At 74.7% G+C, this 18838-nt stretch carries 12 protein-coding genes and 1 riboswitch; of the genes, 7 read left to right on the forward strand and 5 right to left on the reverse strand.

Annotated features, from left to right (window positions below):
* Positions 1-40: 40 nt before the first annotated feature.
* Positions 41-2164 carry a carboxy terminal-processing peptidase gene (locus IPL61_23470; protein MBK9034184.1) on the reverse strand — a complete coding sequence of 708 codons (2124 nt, stop codon included), beginning with the start codon at positions 2162-2164 and terminating at the stop codon, positions 41-43.
* 292 nt (positions 2165-2456) lie between these two features.
* Positions 2457-2531: riboswitch (cyclic di-GMP riboswitch) on the forward strand.
* Positions 2532-2601: 70 nt separating this feature from the next.
* Here IPL61_23470 and IPL61_23475 point away from each other — a divergent pair.
* Together IPL61_23475 and IPL61_23480 are read left to right on the forward strand one after the other, a co-directional pair.
* Positions 2602-3321 (forward strand): hypothetical protein, encoded by a 720-nt coding sequence (locus IPL61_23475; GenBank protein MBK9034185.1) that lies wholly within the window; start codon positions 2602-2604, stop codon positions 3319-3321.
* 260 nt (positions 3322-3581) lie between these two features.
* Positions 3582-4937 (forward strand): sigma 54-interacting transcriptional regulator, encoded by a 1356-nt coding sequence (locus IPL61_23480; protein MBK9034186.1) that lies wholly within the window; start codon positions 3582-3584, stop codon positions 4935-4937.
* 9 nt (positions 4938-4946) lie between these two features.
* Here IPL61_23480 and IPL61_23485 read toward each other — a convergent pair whose 3' ends face one another.
* Positions 4947-7403 (reverse strand): YncE family protein, encoded by a 2457-nt coding sequence (locus IPL61_23485; GenBank protein ID MBK9034187.1) that lies wholly within the window; start codon positions 7401-7403, stop codon positions 4947-4949.
* A gap of 210 nt (positions 7404-7613) precedes the next feature.
* On the opposite strand from IPL61_23485, the gene IPL61_23490 reads away from it, so the two are divergent.
* A complete protein-coding gene (locus IPL61_23490; protein ID MBK9034188.1) occupies positions 7614-10994 on the forward strand; it encodes a protein kinase in 3381 nt (1126 codons plus the stop codon).
* The gene (locus IPL61_23495) at positions 10991-11623 is read left to right on the forward strand and encodes a 4'-phosphopantetheinyl transferase superfamily protein (protein MBK9034189.1); all 633 of its coding nucleotides are present in this window, start codon (positions 10991-10993) and stop codon (positions 11621-11623) included. Before IPL61_23490 ends, IPL61_23495 begins: the two co-directional genes overlap by 4 nt.
* A gap of 8 nt (positions 11624-11631) precedes the next feature.
* Here IPL61_23495 and IPL61_23500 read toward each other — a convergent pair whose 3' ends face one another.
* The gene (locus IPL61_23500) at positions 11632-12600 is read right to left on the reverse strand and encodes a VWA domain-containing protein (protein ID MBK9034190.1); all 969 of its coding nucleotides are present in this window, start codon (positions 12598-12600) and stop codon (positions 11632-11634) included.
* A gap of 53 nt (positions 12601-12653) precedes the next feature.
* The gene (locus IPL61_23505) at positions 12654-13283 is read right to left on the reverse strand and encodes a hypothetical protein (GenBank protein MBK9034191.1); all 630 of its coding nucleotides are present in this window, start codon (positions 13281-13283) and stop codon (positions 12654-12656) included.
* A 152-nt stretch (positions 13284-13435) separates the two neighbouring features.
* Between IPL61_23505 and IPL61_23510 the strand changes: the two genes are divergently transcribed.
* A complete protein-coding gene (locus IPL61_23510) occupies positions 13436-14134 on the forward strand; it encodes a pirin family protein (protein ID MBK9034192.1) in 699 nt (232 codons plus the stop codon).
* 92 nt (positions 14135-14226) lie between these two features.
* Positions 14227-14946, forward strand: a complete 720-nt coding sequence (locus IPL61_23515; GenBank protein ID MBK9034193.1) for a hypothetical protein — start codon at positions 14227-14229, stop codon at positions 14944-14946.
* Between the two features lie 76 nt (positions 14947-15022).
* On the opposite strand, the gene IPL61_23520 is transcribed toward IPL61_23515, so the two are convergent.
* Positions 15023-16270, reverse strand: a complete 1248-nt coding sequence (locus tag IPL61_23520; protein ID MBK9034194.1) for a D-alanyl-D-alanine carboxypeptidase family protein — start codon at positions 16268-16270, stop codon at positions 15023-15025.
* Positions 16271-16720: 450 nt separating this feature from the next.
* On the opposite strand from IPL61_23520, the gene IPL61_23525 reads away from it, so the two are divergent.
* Positions 16721-18727 (forward strand): VWA domain-containing protein, encoded by a 2007-nt coding sequence (locus IPL61_23525; protein ID MBK9034195.1) that lies wholly within the window; start codon positions 16721-16723, stop codon positions 18725-18727.
* Positions 18728-18838 lie beyond the last annotated feature (111 nt).

Below are 18838 nucleotides of genomic sequence, written 5' to 3' on the forward strand. Positions count from 1 at the left end.
GACCGCCGCGCCCCGGGGCCAGCGACGCGCGCGACCGCGATCAGCGGCTCATGTCGGCGAGGACGCGGACGGCCTCGTCGAGCCACGGGTCGCGCGCCAGCGAGTCGCCCCACTTGGTCATGCGATCGTCGACGCGCTCGCCCGCCACCGGCGGCGGCGGCGGATCGAGCAGCTCGACCTTGAGGCCGGGCGGCACCTTGGTCAGATCGATCGTGACCGCGTCGATCGCGGCCTGCTGCGCGGCCCGCCGCGCCTCCCACGCCGGCCGCGCCAGCGGCACCAGGGTGTCCTCGCGCCGGGCCTTGAGCAGCACTACCGACGCGTCGACCTTGGCGAACAGCGGCTGCTTGGCCACCCGGGCGGCGCTCTTGGTCCGCAGCGCCGGGACGTCGGCGCTGGCGGCCCAGTCGGCGTGATCGGCCGCGTCGATGCGCGACGCCGCGATCGCGTGCGGCAGCGAGCCCTCGCGGCTGTCGACGTACGCCGTCGGATCGGGCAGCCCGATGTCGGGGCTGACACCGTCGAGCTGCGTCGACGCGCCGTTGACGCGGTAGAACTGCTGGAACGTCAGCTTGAGCGAGCCGAGCTGCAGGCGGCCGCCGGCGTCCCGATCGAGGCTGACCAGCGACTGGACCGTGCCCTTGCCGTGGGTCGCGCTGGTGCCGACGACGACCGCGCGCCGGTAGTCCTGCAGCGCCGCGGCCACGATCTCGGACGCCGACGCGCTGAAGCGATCGACCAGCACGACGACCGGGCGATCGAACGCGGTCCCGGGCTCGTCGTCGTCGAGGACCTCGCGCTCGCCGGCGCCGTCGGCGACCTGCACCACCGGGCCGCGATCGATGAACAGGCCCGACATCGTGACCGCGTCCTCGAGGTAGCCGCCGCCGTTGCCGCGGAGATCGAGCACGACCCCGGCCACGTCGCGCTGGCGCAGCCGGGTGAGCAGCGCGCGCACGTCGGTGGCCGAGTCGTGGGCCTGGCCGCCGTAGAAGCTGGGCAGGTACACGTAACCGAGCTTGGGCAGGCCCTTGCCGGTCATGATCGCGCCGCGGGCGTAGGTGGCCTCGAGCACGACCACGTCGCGGGTGATGTCGATCACCTGCTCGGCGCCGCTGTCCTTCTTGACCTTGAGCCGGACGTCGGTGCCCTTGGGCCCGCGGATCATCTTGACGACGTCGTCGATGTGCATGTCGGCGATGTCGACGACGTCGCCGCCGGGCGGGGTGACCGCGAGGATCAGATCGCCGGCGGCGAGCTGGCCCTGGCGCCAGGCGGCGCCGCCGGCCACCAGCTCGGCGACCTCCACGTAGTGATCGCGCTCGCGCAGCACCGCGCCGATGCCCTCGAGCGAGCCCGACATGTTGATGTCGAAGTTGGCCTTGTCCGACGGCGGCAGGTACTCGGTGTGGGGATCGAACACGCTCGCGACCGCGTTGAGCAGGTCGGCGCTGGCGTCGATGGGACGGACGTTGCGCAGCCGCGCGAACCGCCCGGCGTACGAGGTCGCCAGCGCCGCCCGGGCCTTGGCCTCGCGCTCGGCCAGCGGCGCCGGCGCCGGATCGCCCTTGGCCGGCTTGAGCGGCAGCGCGGTGCGCTCGAGCAGCTCCAGCTCGAGGCGCTGGCGCCAGCGCTCGCGCAGCTCGGCGTCGGTGGCCGCGGGCCGCAGCTTGTCGGGATCGAGCTCGACCACCTCCTCGTCGTCGTGATCGAGCGGCGCCGCCAGCAGCTCGGCGACGATCTTCTCGACCACCGCGACCCGCGCGACGAACCGGGCCGCGCCCTCGTGGGCCAGCGCCAGATCGCCGGCGTGGAGCTCGTCGTCGATCCGCTGGGCGTGGACGGCCAGCGCCTCGCGATCCGCGGTCAACAGGAACAGCTTCCCGAAGTCGAGCTGCTTCAGGTACGCGTCGAAGGCCTCGGCCGAGATGGTGTCGTCGAGCACGTGGTGGCGCAGGTGATCGCGCTCGAACCGGCGCACGAACGCCCCGGCCAGCGCGGCCTCGCGCAGCTGATCGGCCGTGAACTCGGGCGAGACCGCGGGCTCGCCGTCGCCCGCCCCCGACCGCGCCGGCGGCGCTGGGGGATCGCTGGCCGGCGCGCCCTTCTTGCCCGAGCACGCGACGACCGACACGAACAGGGAGAGCGCGAGGGCACGACGCATGGGCTTGAAGCTAGCTCGACCGGCGCTGTTGTGCGACCCGCGATCCATGCGGAAGTGCTGGCATCGCCTCCAGGAATAGTCGGTCGCCGGCAGCGGTTTTCGCGCTCCGCCGCCCGGCGGCACGCGCCGCGGGCGCATGTGGGGACGAGGGATCCGGCGTACGGCATCGCGCCCCGACCTGCGTTGGCGTGGGCTGAAGGCGGACATCTGAACCTGAAAAATGTGCAACGAATCTTATTGTTTTTTCGTCTGGCGAAGCAGTAGATGGATCGGAGCAGGAGGGGTCTTCTCTCCTCGAAAAAGGCAAACGCCGGGCAATCGGCGGACGCAAAGCCACGGGGCTCACCGAGCCAGCCGGGCTACCGAAGGAGCGCGCTATGAAGCTTCCCTGTGGACTTGCGATCTTCGTCGCGGCGGCGGGTCTGAGCGTCGGGTGCATGTCGGACGAGCCCACGGCTCGCAGCTTCGAGCTGTCGCGGCTCGACGGCACCACGGTCGCCGGCGCGCTCGACAACGGCGAGTCGGTCGTGCTGTTCGAGAGCACGTCGCTCGATCAGCGCACGGTCGCGCTCCACCTCGAGGTCAACGGCGCGCCCATGGACTTCACGTACGACGTGCAGGGCGTGCTGACCGAGGACGGTCACCTCGCCGAGCTCGCGCCGCGCGACCTGACCGCGCTGCTCGATCTGCGCGACGCGATGAACACCCAGTACACCGACGTCGTCGAGAACTCGCTGCAGGGCATGTTCCTGTCGCGCCACGCCGACTGGCTGGCCGACGCCCCGGCCGGGTACACCGTCGAGACCCGCGAGGTCGACGTCCGCGACAAGCTCGCGGTCGCCAACACCACCAACGACGACAGCATCTACAACACCTGCCTGCGGCCCGGCTACAACTACACCGCCTACTACGACGCCGGCAACGGCGGCCAGCAGTGGCAGTGGACCCGCACCGCCAACTCGGGCAGCTGCCTCGGCCGGTGCGGCGCGGGCTGCAACTTCCTCGACACCGACCTCATGCTCGACTGCTTCGAGCACGACACCTGCGTCGACCACTTCGGCGGCAGCTCGCTCGGCGGCAACGCCAACTGCGGCGACGAGTTCAGCCACGCGGTCGCGGAGTACACGGCGACGATGGGCGCGTGGTGCCCGTACTGATGAGCTGACGCGCGCGGCGGGGGTGAGGGCGGCGGGTGCGACGCGCTGGCGCGACGGGCGGCGGTGTGAGGCGGGCGGCGGGTGCGACGCGCTGGCGCGACGGGCGGCGGCGCGAGGGGCGACGGCGCGAGGGGCGACGGCGAACGTCGCTCGTCGCTCGTCGAGAGTTTCGAGTTCGAGGCCCGCCGCCTCCTGAGGCGAGCCGGGCACGTGGCAACGGCCCTGGCCTCGACGGCCGCGGCGCTGGTATGAACGCGCGGATGTGGGACACCGCGCGCGACAGCGAGGTCGAGTCGAGCGGCGACAGCGCGCCCGTCCCCGGCGTCGTGGTCGTCTGGAGCGACCGCACGCCGCGGCTGATCGCGCTCCGCATCCCGGCGGCCGGGCTGATCCTCGGGCGCGAGCCCCTGGCCGCCGCCAGCGATGACCGCATGAGCCGGCAGCACGCGCGCATCACCGGGGCCGGCGACCAGGTCCGGGTCGCCGATCTCGGCAGCCGCAACGGCACGTTCGTGGGCGGGCGCCAGATCGCGTCGATCGAGGTCGCGGCGCCGGTGCCGACGGTGGTGCGGGTCGGACGCACCGTCGTGATCGCGGTCGCCGACGTGCGCGCGTTCGAGGGCGCCACGGTCTCCGTCGAGGCCGGCGTGATCGGTCCCACCCTGCGCGCCGCGTGGACCGCGGTCGAGCGGGCCGCGCGCGGCGGTCGCTCGCTGCTGGTCACCGGCGAGAGCGGCGTCGGCAAGGAGCTGGCCGCGCGCGCGTTCCACCGCGCGTCGAACGTCAGCGGCGAGCTGGTCGCGGTCAACTGCGCGGCGATCCCCGCCGGCCTGGCCGAGCGCCTGCTGTTCGGCACGCGCAAGGGCGCCTACTCCGGCGCCGATCGCGACGCCGACGGCTACCTGGCCGCCGCCGACGGCGGCACGCTGTTCCTCGACGAGGTCGCCGAGCTCGACCTCGACGTGCAGGCCAAGCTCCTGCGCGTGCTCGAGACCGGCGAGCTGCTGGCGCTGGGCGCGGCGCGCCCGCGGGCGGTGCAGCTGCGGATGGTCGCCGCGACCTTGCGCGACCTGCGCGCGGCGGTCGCGGCCGGCAGCTTCCGCGACGACCTGTACTACCGCATCGGCCGACCCGAGGTCCGGCTGCCGGCCCTGCGCGATCGGCTCGAGGAGATCCCGTGGCTGATCGCCGAGGCCATCAAGGCCCGCGGCCTGCCCGCCCACCCGTCGCTGATCGAGGCGTGCCTGCTGCGGCCGTGGCCCGGCAACGTCCGCGAGCTGATGGCCGAGGTCGACCGCGCCGCCCACGCGGCGCTCGAGGCCGACCGCCCGGCGGTGCGGGCCGAGGAGCTCGACGAGCAGGCCGGTCGGGCGCACGTCCCCGCCGCGCCCGCCGCCGAGGCCGAGGCCGCGCGCCCACGCTCGATCGGGCTGCCTGACGACGACGCGATCCTCGCGGCGCTGCGCGCCGAGGCCGGCAACGTCAGCCGCGCCGCCCGCCGCCTCGGCGTCCACCGCAACCAGCTGCGCCGCTACCTCAGCAAGCACCCCGACGCCGCCGCGCTGGCCGCGCCCGAGGGCGGCGGCGGCGCCGGCAGCGACGACGCCGACGCGTGACCACGTCGGCTACGGACAGCCGTCGAAGCCCGCCGGCAGCGGCTGCTCGCCCGTGGTGGCGTCGATCGACAGCAGGAACGCCGCCAGGTCCGCCTTCTTCTGCGCGAGCTCGGCCGGGGTCCCCGACGCCAGCCAGATCGGGTTGCCGGCGGTGGCGTGGGCCTGCCAGGCCGGGTCGTCGAACAGGTCGGCCAGATCGCTGCCGCCGCCGTGGTGGAGGTACGGCGCGCCGACCGCGAGGCCGTACAGCGACGGCACGTTGTAGCCGAGGCGCCCCTGCGCGCGCACGAGGTTGCCGTTGACCAGCCGGCGCTCGAGCGCGTCGTTGCCGAACGTGCCGACGTTGCGCAGCACGCACGCGACCTGGTTGGGGGCCGACCGGTTGGCGTTCTCGAACCCGTCGAAGAACGTCGACGACGGCTGGGTCGCGATCTGGGTGGTGTGGAAGTTCCAGCCGGCCGCGCTCGTCGCCGGCGCCCACAGCGCCGGCGGGGTGAACGCCGCGCTCGCGAGCGGCGACGGCTCCGCCGCCGCCGGCGTGAACGCGACGCGCGACGCGGTCCAGCCGGGGCCGCCGTGGCACTGGACGCAGCCGGCGTTGTTCGCGGTCGCCGTCGCGAGGCCGAACAGCGCGGCCCCGCGCATCGCCGCCGCCGGATCGACCTTGCGCAGCGCCAGCGGCGGGCGGATCGTGCGGGCGAACGCGTCGATCTTGTCCCAGTCGTGGGTGCAGGTGCCGGCGCCGTCCTGGTCGACCTTGACCGCGCGCCCGAGGCCGTCGCCCGAGATCGCGACCTGGACCTCCTGCGCGAGGTTGCCGCAGACCGCGCCGGCGATCGCCGGGTCGGGCCGGGTCACCGCGCCCTTGCCGCCCGACACGCCGCGGGTGTTGCGCTCGAAGTCGTGCATCTCGTCGAAGATGCCGGTCCAGTTGAAGACCCGCTGCTTCTGCACGCCGGGGCCGTGGCTGTAGGCGCCGTCGACCGAGGTCGACTGGCGCGGCCCGGCGGCGAAGCTCCAGGTGATGTTGTCGGTGAGCCCGTCGGGGTGGCACGACGCGCAGTCGCTCCAGCCGCTGTTGGACCAGCGCCCGCGGCCGGTGAAGAAGAACCGCCGGCCGTCCTGAGCGTCGCGCTCACCGGCGATGATCGTGGCCGAGCCGACCGTCGCGATCAGCCGCTGCTGCGACAGGTCGATCACGCCCAGCGAGCGGGTCACCCAGCAGTTGACGAACGCGCGCGCGCCGACGTGCGCGGTGACGATGCCGGTCGGCGCCTGGCACGGCCCCGGCGAGCTGGCCGGGGTGGTGTTGAGCTCGATCTGCTTGTTCTGGGCCGAGCCGAGCTGCGGGCCGCTGGCCGGATCGAGGACGACCCGCTGGACCGTGTCGGTGCCGCGCGCCAGCACGTAGGCGACGCCGGTGCCGACGAAGTCGAGGTCGACGATGTCGGCCAGGAACTGCCGGCCCGTCGGATCGGGGATCTGATCGCGCACCAGCCGCGGCAGCACCATCGTACCGTTGAGCCCGCGGTCCTCGGCGTGGGCGGTCAGGTCGCCGACGTAGAGCACGGCGTGGACGTTGGTCTGGAAGTTGACCGGCGCCGCGGGGGCGGCGGAGATGCTCGGCACGTAGATCTTCGCGCCGACGACGACGGCGCCCCAGAGCTGGTTGGGCGCGGTGATCGCGGTCGGCGTGCCGGCGGCGGCGCCGGCCGGCGCGAACCCGGTGTCGATCGGCGCGAACGTGATCGGCGCCTCGGGCGCGAGATCGCTGGTGCGGTACAGGCGGACCCGGCCGGCGCGGCTGCCGTCGGCGCCCTCCTCGCCGGTCGGCTCGCCGAAGAACTCGGGCACGACGATCAGCTCGTCGCTGTCGTCGGCGTCGCCGTCGTTGGTGACGGCGAGCCCGCGCGGGTTGCGCGGCGCGGTGATCGCGCCGGTCTCGATCATGGTCGCGGTCGCGACCACCGCGATCCGGCCCTCGGCCCACTCGGCGACGTACAGGGTCGCGCCGGTCGGCGACAGCGCCAGGCCGGTGGGCTCGGAGCCGACCGCGAGCGGGCCCGAGACGGACGGCGCGGCGCCGTCGACGTTCGAGATCTTCACGACGGTCGCGTCGCCGCGGTTGGCGACGAACGCGGTCTTGCCGTCGGGGTGGATCACGACCGCGCTGGGCTCGCGCCCGGTCGGCACCTCGGCGATCCGCGCGTTGGTCGCGGTGTCGAAGATGCTGACGGTGCCCGCCTCCGGGTTGACCATCAGCACGCGGGTGTCGTCCTCGGTGATCGCGATCGTGCCGGACTTCGACGGCCGCGACGCGGTCACGGTCGCGACCGGCGCGTCGACGTCGACCGCGGCGTCGACGCCGGGCGGGGCGTCGGTCGAGGGGGTGGCGCCGTCGTCGCTGCAAGCAGCGGCCGCGAGCGCGGTGGAGATCACGAAGTAGGGCAAGCTCGAACGAGTCAAGGGGTCCTCCAGGGCGATGAGGTGACGACCCATTGCCAGCGGCGTGCCGCCCCCGCGCCACGACATCCCGCGCACTTGCCGCCGCGACCGGCCGCCGCGGGCCGGCACGTGCCGGCACGTGCCAGCGCGTGTGCCTGGCCGCGGCTGGGCCCGGCGAGGCCGTCGCCGCTGGCCCTGGCGGCATCCGCGCCCTCGTGGTTCGATCGCCGGATGGCGGCGCCGTCCGCATCCTCGCTCGCCGCCGATCACGTCATCGATGGCCGCTACGTCATCGAGCGCCTGCTCGGGCGCGGCGGCATGGGCGAGGTCTACGCCGCGCGCCGGCGCAGCCTCGACGACCTGGTCGCGCTCAAGCGGCTGCTGCCGGCCCAGGACACGCCCGCCAACCGCCAGCGGTTCGCGATCGAGGCCCAGGCCGCCGCGCACATCCGCCACCCCAACGTCGTGCGCCTGTTCGACTACGGCGTCGATCCCGCGGTCGGACCGTACCTGGTGATGGAGCTGCTCGAGGGCCCGACCCTGGCGGCGCTGTGCGACGGCCAGCGCCTGCCGCTCGCGCGCGCGCTGAGCGTGTTCGCGGGCGTGTGCGCCGCGATCGAGGCCGGGCACCGGCGCGGCATCGTCCACCGCGACATCAAGCCCGCCAACGTGATCGTGGGCGCGGCCGACGACGGCCGCGAGCTGGTCAAGGTCCTCGACTTCGGCCTCGCGGTCGACCTGCGCCTGGTCGAGCGCGCCATCACGACGCCCGGCACGATCATCGGCACCGTCGCGTACATGGCGCCCGAGCAGACCGACGGCCGGGCCGCGTCGCCGGCGACCGACGTGTTCGCGCTCGGCGTGCTCCTGTACCAGCTCGTGACCAACGCGCTGCCGTTCGGCGGCGCGACCGCGGTCGAGACCCTGCTAGCGATCAGCGGCGGCCGCTACCCGAGCCCGCGGGCGCTGGTGCCCGACCTGCCCGAGCGCGTCGTGGCGGCGATCGACGCCGCGCTCGCGCGCGACCCCGCGGCCCGGCCGAGCAGCCCCGAGCGCCTGGCCCAGCTCGCCACCGGCGACGCCGCCGGCGCGCCGCCGCCGCTGGTCGCGCCGACGCGCGCGCGCCGCCCCAGCGCGGTCACGGCGGTCACGCGCTCGGACGGGCCGTCGTTCGGGCACTTCGTCGGGCGCGCGCGCGAGGTCGCTCAGCTCGAGCGGACGCTGGCCGAGACCCGCAGCGGTCGGCCGCCGCTCGCGGTGATCACCGGCGACGCCGGCGTCGGCAAGTCGCGCCTGGCCGAGCGGATCGCCACGACCGCACGGCGCCAGGGCGCGCTGGTGCTGTCGGGCCGGTTCTACGACTACGTCGGCAGCCGGCCGCCGCCGCTCGAGACGTTCCTGGCGATGATCGACGACTGCACCCGCCCGGCCAGCACCAACGACCCGCGCGGCGGCCTGGCCGAGGTCGGCTCCGGTCAGCGCTGGTCAGCGTTCGCGGCCATCGCCGACGAGCTCGCCGGCCAGGCCGCCGGTCGCCCGATGGTGCTGGTGCTCGACGACCTGCACTGCGCGACCCGGCTCGATCTCGAGCTCCTCGATCACCTGCACCGCACGCTGGGGCCGCGCGGCACGATGCTCCTGACCACGGCCCGGACCGCCGACGCCAGCCCCGACTTCGCCGGCTGGCGGGCCGGCCGCGGCGCCGATCTGCTCGAGGTGCCGCTGGGCCGGTTCGGCGAGGACGAGGTCCGCGCGTGGATCGACGGCGCGTTCCACGGCCTGCGGGTGACGCCGATCGAGACCCGGCAGCTGCTGCGCGCGAGCGGCGGCAACCCGTTCGCGCTGGTCGAGATCACGCGCCAGCTGCTCGCGCGCGGCGACCTGGCGCGGGCCGGCGACGGCTGGCGGCTGCGCCTCGACGGCGACACCGCGCTGCCGGCGAGCGTCGCCGCGATGGTGTCGGCCCGGCTCGACGAGCTGGCCGCCGCCGACCGCGCGATCCTCGAGTACGCGGCGGTGCTCGGCGACGAGTTCCGGGCGGCCACGGTCACCGCGGCGGCGGCCGCGACCGAGGCCGCGGTCGACGACGCGCTCGACGCCGCGCTGGCGCTGCGGCTGCTGTCGGATCGCGAGCTCACCGTGGGCAACGACCTGCGGTTCGCCAGCCCGATCGTGCGCCAGTGCGTCTACGACCGCATGCCGGCGCGCGCGCGGCGGCGGGCCCACCGCGCCGTCGTCGACGCGCTCACGGCGATCTACGGCACCGGCGATCCCCGGTTCGCGCACGTCTTCGCCTACCACCACCACGCGATCGGCGCGTGGCCCGAGGCGTTCGGGTTCGCGGTGGCCGCCGCGACCGCGGCGCTGAGCCGCGGCGATCTCGACCTGGCCCACGCCGCCGTGGTCCGCGCCGACGGCGCCGCCCAGGAGCTCGTCGCGATCGGCGGCGCGCGCGACGCGACGCTGGCCGCGCGCCTCGAGCTCGTGGCCGGCACCGTCGCCACGGCCCTGGGCGAGCCGACCACCGGCGCCGCCCGCCTCGAGCGCGCCGCGGCCCTGGCGCCGACGGCGGACCTGGCGATCGACGCCCACATCGAGCTGGCCCGCAACCTGGCCGCCCGCGGCGAGCTGGTCGCCGGGGTGGCGGTGGCCGAGCGCGCCGCGGCCACCGCCGGCGCCAGCGATCCCGTGCGCGCGCTCACCGCCCGGACGATGGCCGCCGACATCGGCGGCCGCGCCGGCCTGGTCACGATCGAGGTGCTCGACGCGCTGGTCGCCGAGTGCGAGGGCCAGCGCGATCGCCGCGGGCCCGAGCTGCTGGCGCGCGCGCTGCTGGTGCGCGCGTGGCGGCACATGAAGGCGGGGCGCTTCGGCGACGCCGACCGCGACAGCGCCCGCGCCCGCGACCTGGCCCGGGCCCGCGGCCTGCTCGAGATCGAGCTGCGCGTCGTCGGCAGCCAGGCCGCGATCCGCAGCGAGGCCGGCGACCTGGCCGGGTCGCACCAGTTCGCCGAGCAGGCCCTGACGATGGCGCGCCGGCTCGGCGATCGCCGCCGCGAGGGCATCGCGCTGGCGAACCTCGGCGAGGGCTACGCCCAGGACGGCGACCCCGCCCGCGGCCAGGGCCTGCTCGACGACGCGCTCCGCATCTTCGTCGCGATCGGCGACCGCGCGTGCGAGGGCGACTGCCGGGTCAACCTGGGGCGCGCGCTCCTGGCCCTGGGCCGCACCGACGACGCGATCGCGATGCTCGCGGCCGGCGCCGAGATGTGCGCGCGCGCGTCGCGGACCGAGTACGAGGGCATCGCGCGCACGCTGCTGGGCGAGGCCCAGCGTGGCCGCGGCGATCTGGCGGCCGCGGCGGCCGAGCTCACCGCCGCGGTCGAGCTCTTGCGCCGCATCGATCTCAACACCCGCTGGCGCGCCGAGCTCGAGCTGGCCCACGTGCTCACGGCCCAGGGCCACGACGACCACGCGCGCCCGCACGCGCGCAGCGCGCGCGATCAGCTCGCGTGGCAGCGCGCCCACCTGGCGCCCGGCACCGCCACGACCGCGCTCGACCTTGCCCTGGCCGACGCGACCGAGCTGCTCGCCCTGCTGGCCGAGGCGTGACCGCGCTCCTGGTCGGCGCGGTCGCCGGGGTGATCGTGGTCGAGGCCCGCGACGACGCCGCGCCGCCGCTGCACCCGCGCGAGGCCGCGGCGATCGCCGACGCCGCGCCCATCCGGCGGGCCGAGTTCGCCCGCGGCCGCGCCTGCGCCCACGCCGCGCTGCGCGCGCTCGGCCGCCCGACCGAGGTGATCGCCCGGGCGCCGTCGCGGGCGCCGGTGTGGCCGCCGGGCGTGGTCGGCAGCATCACCCACTGCGCCGGCCTGGCGGCGGCCGCGGTCGCCGACCGAGCGCGCCTGCGCGGACTCGGCCTCGACGCCGAGCCGAACCGCCCGCTGCCCGACGGGATCCTGGCCACGGTCGCGTCGTCGACCGAGCGGGCCTGGCTCGAGACCGCGCCGCGCGGCGACCTCGCCTGGGATCGGCTGCTGTTCTCGGCCAAGGAGAGCGTGTTCAAGGCCTGGCACCCGCTGGCCCAGCGCTGGCTCGGCTTCGAGGACGCCGAGGTCGAGGTCGACGTCGCGGCCGCGACCTTCACCGCGACCATCGCGGTGCCCGGCCCGGTCCGCGCGCTGCGCGGCGCGTTCGCGTCCGACGCCGCGCACCTGGCCACGCTCGCGTGGATCGACTGACGGCGCGCTCAGCCCGGCATGCGGACGCCCGCGACGCCGGTCACCGGCGGGCGCGCGGTGGGCGGATCGCCGCCGCCGCCGGCCACCGCCCGCGCGTACGGCTCGACGGCGCGCACGACCCGGGCGACGGTCGCCGGTGGCAGGTTGAGCTCGCCGGCGAGCTTGGCCGTGATCGCGGCCGCGTCGACGAGCTGGCCCTCGCGGATGCCGATCAGCATCGCCGCCGCCAGCGCCGTGTCCTCGGCGGTCTCGAGCACGATCACCGCGTCGCCCAGCAGGCGGCGCCAGTTGGCCTCGACGCGGTCGTTCGCCGCGCGCGCCGGATCCGGGATCAGGAAGAACGGGTGGTACCGCCGCGCCAGCGCGTCGACGATGTCGTCGATCGGGACGTGGGCGGGGACCTCGTCGCCGATCACCTCGGCCAGCTTGGCGCGATCGGCGTAGAGGTACCAGACCTCGTCGCCGGTCATGAAGAAGTAGCCCTTGTCGCCGCGCCGCTCGAAGCAGTCGAGCGCGGTGTGGTGGGCCGCGAAGTACATCGGGAGGTCGTAGGACTCGCCGCGCCACTCACCACCACCCTCGAGATGGATGTCGCGCAGCCAGCGATCGATGAGCGCGTCCTCGCTCTCGAACTGACCGACCTGGAGCGGCGACCGGCTCTCGAAGGCGTTGCCGACCGCCATGAACATCACCTGCGGGTCCGGCAGCACCGTCAGCACGCTCTTCATGAACGCCGGCAGGGTCTTCTGGGCCAGCTCGAGCGGGATCTCGCCCATCGAGCCGCTGACATCGAACGCGAAGACGATGCCGCGCGAGGCCGGGTGCGCGGCGCTGTCGCGCGCCTCGCGCACCGTCACCCCGCGCGGGTTCAGGTCCGGGTGGCAGCTGCCCTGCGCGAACACCTGCGCCTTGGTGAGCCCCGCGCGCGCGCGCGTGGCGGCCTCGTGCTGCTCGTAGCTGTAGCGTCCTCCGCCCATGCGAACCTCCGTGGTGGAGGCCCGAGCATATCCCCGGTCTCGTGCGCGCGGCGTCAGCCCCGGCGCGCGCGCGCCGCCATCGCCGCCAGGCACGCGAGCCACGCCGCCGCGACGCCCGCGGTGACCACCGGCCCGAACTGCGCCGGCAGCGCGACCGCGCCGATCGTCAGCACCAGCGCGACCACGCTCGCGCCCGCGCCGAGCCGGCCCCAGGTGCCGGCGCGGGCCAGGATCGTCGCGGCGGTCGCCGCGGTCGCCCCCAGCGCCAGCCACTTGACCGCCGTCACCCACGGCAGCCGCGCCAGCCACGGCGAGCCTGGATCGAGCCCGGGCGTGAGCGCGAGCAGGCACACGTCCTCGAGCAGATCCGCCAGGAGCGCCAGCGCGACCAGCGCGACCCCGACCTGCACCTGCCGGCGCGACGCCCGCGCCGACGACGCGAAGAACGCCACCAGCAACAGTCCGTACGCGGGCATGAACAGCGCCAGGTCGACGAGGTTCGCGGTGTCCATCGCCGTGACCAGGCGCTCGCGGCACGGCCCCGGCGGGCCGAACAGCGCCGCCAGATCACCGCCGTCGCGCGCCAGCTCGAACGCGATGATCGGCGGATAGCGCTCGGCCAGCCCGCCGCACGCTCGCGGCCGCGCCAGGATCGCCGACGCCGCGGCCAGGGCCAGCACCACGGCGCCCGCGCCTACACCGATCCGAGCCCATCGACGACGGCGCGCGTCCATCGGCCGATCGTCGGCGCCCGGGCCGGCGTGGTCAACCGCCGGGATGGACTGTTGCGCCCACGCCCCTTCCGCGGGCGCGAGGCGGCGTTAGCGTAGTGGCCATGCCCGCGACCATCCGCCGAGCCCACGAGCGCGGCCACGCCGACCACGGCTGGCTGTCGAGCTTCCACACCTTCTCGTTCGCCGACTACCACGACCCCGCCCACATGGGCTTCCGCGCGCTGCGCGTGATCAACGACGACACCGTCGCGCCCGGGCGCGGTTTCGGCACCCACCCCCACCGCGACATGGAGATCGTGTCGTACGTGCTGTCGGGCGAGCTGGCCCACCGCGACTCGATGGGCAACGGCTCGGTGATCCGACCCGGCGACGTCCAGCGCATGAGCGCCGGCACCGGCGTCCGCCACAGCGAGGAGAACCCGTCGCGCACCGCGCCAGTCCACTTCCTGCAAATCTGGATCGTTCCCGACCAGCGCGACCACCCGCCCAGCTACGAGCAGATCCACGTGCCGCCCGAGGCGCGCCGCGGGCAGCTCCGGCTGGTGGCGTCGCCCGACGGCGCCGATGGCTCGGTCAGCATCCACCAGGACGCGCGGATGTGGGCCGGGCTGTTCGACGCCGGCGAGCGCGCGATCCACACCGTCGCGCCGGGCCGCCACGCCTGGATCCACGTCGCGCGTGGCCAGGCCACGGTCGGCGACCACGTGCTGGGCGCCGGCGACGCCCTCGCGACCAGCGACGCCGGCGACGTGACCATCACCGGCGACGGCGCCGAGGTGCTGGTGTTCGACCTCGCCTGACGCCTGACGCCTGACGCCCGACGTCTGACGCCTGACGCCCGACGCGGGTTCACGTTGGAGATCGCGGGGCGCTGCCGTTACGCTCCCGCCCGATGCGCAGGCTGGTGCCGCTGGTGCTCGCGACCGCGTGCTCGTTCGAGCCGACCGGCACCCGTGACGGCGCGCCACCCGGCGAGCTCGACGCGCGCGCCGCGGTCGACGCCGCGGTCGACGCCGCCCCGCAGGTGTGTCGCGTCGCGGCCACCACACCGACCGCGACCGGCACGACGCTGGGCTCGACCGGTGGCGGCAGCGCGCGCGACCCGCTGGGGTGCCCGCCCGGCGAGCTGCCGATCGGCGCAGCGTTCGACCTCACCGACAACCGGATCACGAACCACGGCAACCAGCGCCTGGTCTCGGGCATCCACCTGCGCTGCGGGGCGATCGATCTCGTCGACGGCGTCGCCCTGGTCGCGCCGACCGGCGAGGTCGTGCTGCGCGGCGACACCGGCGGCAACTGCTCGAACTACCTCGCGTTCACCACCAGCGCTGAGGCGGCGTGCCCCACCGGTACGGTGCTGGTCGGCCTCGACGGCAACCGCCCCGACGACGTGCTGTTCAACAACGTCAGCCTGCGATGCGCGCCGCTGTCGGCCGCGGCGGTCGTCGGCACCGACGTCACGCTGGTCGCGGTGACCGGCACCGGCACCGACGCCAACCAGCCCCAGACCGCGGCGTGTCCGGCCGGGACCGCGGTGGTCGAGCTGCGCCCGAACTCCGGCTGCGGCATCGACGGCGTGACGCTGCAGTGCGCGCCGCTCGCGTGCCCGTGATCGCTCCGCGCAGTCGGCGCGCGCGCGTGCCCGGGAGCGCTACTGGCAGTCGGCGCGCGCGCGTGCCCCGGGAGCGCTACTGGCAGTCGGCGTAGCCCTCCTCAGGATCCAGGCCGCACGCCTGGCCCGAGGCGGCGCAGTCGACCTGCACCAGCCGGCCCGCCGCGCAGTGGCGCACGGTCGCGCCGTCGCAGGTGCCGACGTCGTCGACACCGCCGCAGTCGTCGACGAGCTCGGCGGTCGCCGCCGGCGCGGTCGCGCCGAGGCCCTGCCGCGCGGTCGCGCTCGACGTCCGGGTCAGGCTGACCGAGCCCCAGTTGTCGACGCCGGTCGCGATCACCCGCTGGACCGAGGCGGTCGTGTAGCCGGTCTTGCGCGCGGTGATCGTGACCGCGCCGACCGGCACGCCGGTCAGCGTGTAGACGCCGGTCGCGGACGAGGTCGCGGTGAGCGACCCGACGGTGATCGTCGCCCCGGCGATGCGCGCCGAGGTGTCGCTGCCCTGGTAGATCACGCCGGTCAGGTTGGCGGTCGCCGGGGCGGGCGTCGGGGTCGGGGTCGGCGTCGGCGTCGGGGTCGGCGTCGGCGCGCTGCTGCACGACGGGCCGGCCGCGAACCCGCCCGCCGGCGCCCGGTCCATGCGGCTCGCGGTGGCGTTGCCCCAGACGCCGTCCTCGGCGATCCGGTCGCCGGGGTTGTTGCGGTTCCACAGCCGCTGGAACGCCTTCACCGCCAGCGGCCGGATGTCGACGGCGCCGACGCCCTGGTAGTCGAAGTGGACCACGTCGCTCGAGCCGAGCCAGCGGAAGCCCTGGCCCTGCAGCCGGGCCTTCCACGTCGAGTACGCCGGCACGTCGATCGCGACGCCCGACTCGTGGTTCGAGCGGCCGGGCCGGGCCGCCAGGCTGACGACGCTGGTGCAGCGCCCGTGCGTGTACCAGTAGTAGAGGACGTACTGCTGCGCCGTGGCGCGGGTGCTCGAGGAGATCGTGATCGGGCTGCCGCCGGTCGCGGCCCGGAGCCCGCGCGCAGCGCCGACGTTGAGCTGCGGCAGCGCGCCTGCGCCGAGGCTGACGCCCGGGATGTCGGCGATCGACGTCAACGTGTCGGGCCGCAGGCAGTTCACCTCGGCCAGGAGCTGCTGCGCCAGCGGCTTCACGCCGGCGGTGCTGCACGCGGTGCGGGCCACATCGCCGACGGTGGCGCCGACCGCGAACACGTTGCGATCCGGCACGTCCGGATCGCTGAGGAAGATGTCCTCCTCGTTGTCGTCGTCGACGTAGCCGTCGACCGTGACGTCGGTGGCGCAGGCGGTGAGGGACACCAGCAGGAGGGCGAGAGCGCGACGAGCGAGACGCATCCCGGGCCCTATCGCAACCCGAGTGCCAGCGGTAAGCGCTCGGAACCCCGTCGGAGCCGATGTAGGCCTGATGTGCACTGTCTGCGATCGTCGGCGATCGGCGCGGACGATCGTGTGCAGGTGACGAGGTAGGACAGGGTGCGCATGGCCGGGCCTTGAACCAACGTTCGCTCGACCGACGGACGCGACGCGCAGCGTCGAGCGCTCGCTGCCACGCTGGCCGCGCCGACCTGGCACACCGACGACAGTTGACCCCGGACAGGTGACCCCACCGCGGGTGGTGGGCCATGTCGTACACGTGGAATCGCGCGCCGAGATGCCAGTCAGCGATGGTCGCGACCCGAGGCGGCCCTTTCGTTCGTGGCACGGATCGTGATTCAATAAGACTGTCGACTCTTTTTCGGGGGACCCAACATGAAGTTTCGCCGCGTCCTGACCGCCGTCCTGTTCGTCGCCCTCGCCGCCTGTGGCGGCACCGGCGACGACACCACCAACCCGCCCGCCACTGACACTGACGGCGACGGCATCTCCGACGCCGACGAGGGCGCCGCGACCAACATCGACACCGACGGCGACGGCACACCCGACTACCAGGACGCCGACTCGGACGGCGACGGCATCGAGGACTACCGCGAGGGCGGCGACGCCGACCCGGCGACGGCGCCGGTCGACTCCGACGGCGACGGCACCCCCGACTTCCGCGACACCGACTCCGACAACAACGGCCGCCCCGACGGCGTCGACGGCGCCGGCGACCTCGACGGCGACGGCCAGGCCGACTTCCAGGACCCCGACGACGACGGCGACGGCATCCCCGACGGCGTCGAGCTCGGCTCCGACCCGCTCAACCCGGTCAACACCGACGGGACCGACGCGCCCGACTTCCAGGACACCGACTCCGACAACGACACCATCCTCGATCGCGACGACGGCGTCATCGACTACGACGGCGACACCATCGGCAACTGGCGCGACACCGACTCCGACGGCGACTGCCGCAGCGATCAGGTCGAGTCGGGCGGCGTCAGCCCGCCGCGCGACACCGACGGCGACAGCCGCCCCGACTTCAACGACCTCGACAGCGACGACGACGGCCTGCTCGACAGCGCCGAGGATCTCAACTGCAACGGCGTCCGCGACGGCACCGAGACCGACGCCGGCAACGCCGACACGGACGGCGACGGCGTCAGCGACCTGATCGAGGCCGCGGCCGGCACCGACGCCAACGATCCGCTGGACAACCCCCAGGCCAACGGCGACTTCGTGTTCATCGAGCCGTACCAGGCGCCGCAGTTCCCCACCGACGACGACCTCGACTTCTCCAGCCGCCTCCAGGCGCTCGACATGTACGTCATCATCGATCGCTCGGGCTCGATGTCGACCGAGATCGCCGCGGTCCGCAACAACCTGGCGACCGCGGTGCGCAACCTGACCTGCCCGCCGCTGGGCACCGGCGACCCCGCGACCTGCATCCCGGATCTGTGGGCCGGCGCCGGCACCGTCGGCTACTCCGGCAGCGGCGCGAACACCTACAGCAACCACGTCGATCTGCAGCCCCTGCCCAGCTTCGCGGCGATCCCGACCACCGAGCCCGCCGGCTGCTGCGCCGAGCCGCTGAACTTCTCGGTGTTCGCCGCGATCACCGGCAACGGCACCGCCGCCGCCACCGGCTGCGGCCTGTCGGGCGTGAACCCCCGCGCGACCTGCGCCGGCTCGCCGGCCGCCAACGCTGGCTACCCGACCTTCGGCTACCCGTGCTTCCGCGAGGGCGCGCTGCCGGTGATCCTGCTCGCCACCGACGAGCAGCCGCTCAGCGCCGGCGACACCAACAAGTGCCCGAACTGGAACACCGTCGTGCTGCCCCAGATGACCAGCCGCAGCGCGCGCCTGGTGGGCATCCTCGGCAGCGGCTTCGCCGCCAACACCGACGTCGACCTGCGCGCCATGGCCACCGCCACCGGCGCGGTCGACGCCGCCGCCGGCAACGCGCCGCTGGTCTTCGACGGCGCCGGCGCCAACGCCGCGACCGCGATCGAGAACGGCATCCGCACGCTCGCGAACGGCGTGCCCCTCGACCTCGCCGCCGGCACCAGCGACGACCCGTCCGACGCCGTCGACGCGGTCGCCGCGTTCGTCGATCACCTGGAGACCCTGCAGCTCGGCACCGCGGCCTGCGCCAACATGCTGACCGATCGCGACAGCAACGGCGACGGCTTCCGCGACGCCTACGACAACGTCCGCGCCGGCACCCCGGTGTGCTGGAAGCTGTTCTCGAAGGTGAACAACGCGGTCCCGGCCACCGACCAGCCGCAGCTGTTCAAGGCCACGGTCACCGTGACCGGCGACGGCGTCACGGTGCTCGACACGCGCGACGTCTACTTCCTGGTGCCGCCCGAGCCCCAGGATCCGCCGATCAACTGATCACAGCGGCGCCGTCCGACGCGGCTGGGCGGGACGCGCGGGCTGGGCGGGACGCGCGGATGGGCGGGCTGGGCGGGACGCTCGGCATGGGCGGGATGCTCGGTGCGCCGC

The sequence above is a fragment of the Myxococcales bacterium genome (assembly GCA_016717005.1).
Taxonomy (GTDB): Bacteria; Myxococcota_A; Polyangia; order Haliangiales; family Haliangiaceae; genus UBA2376.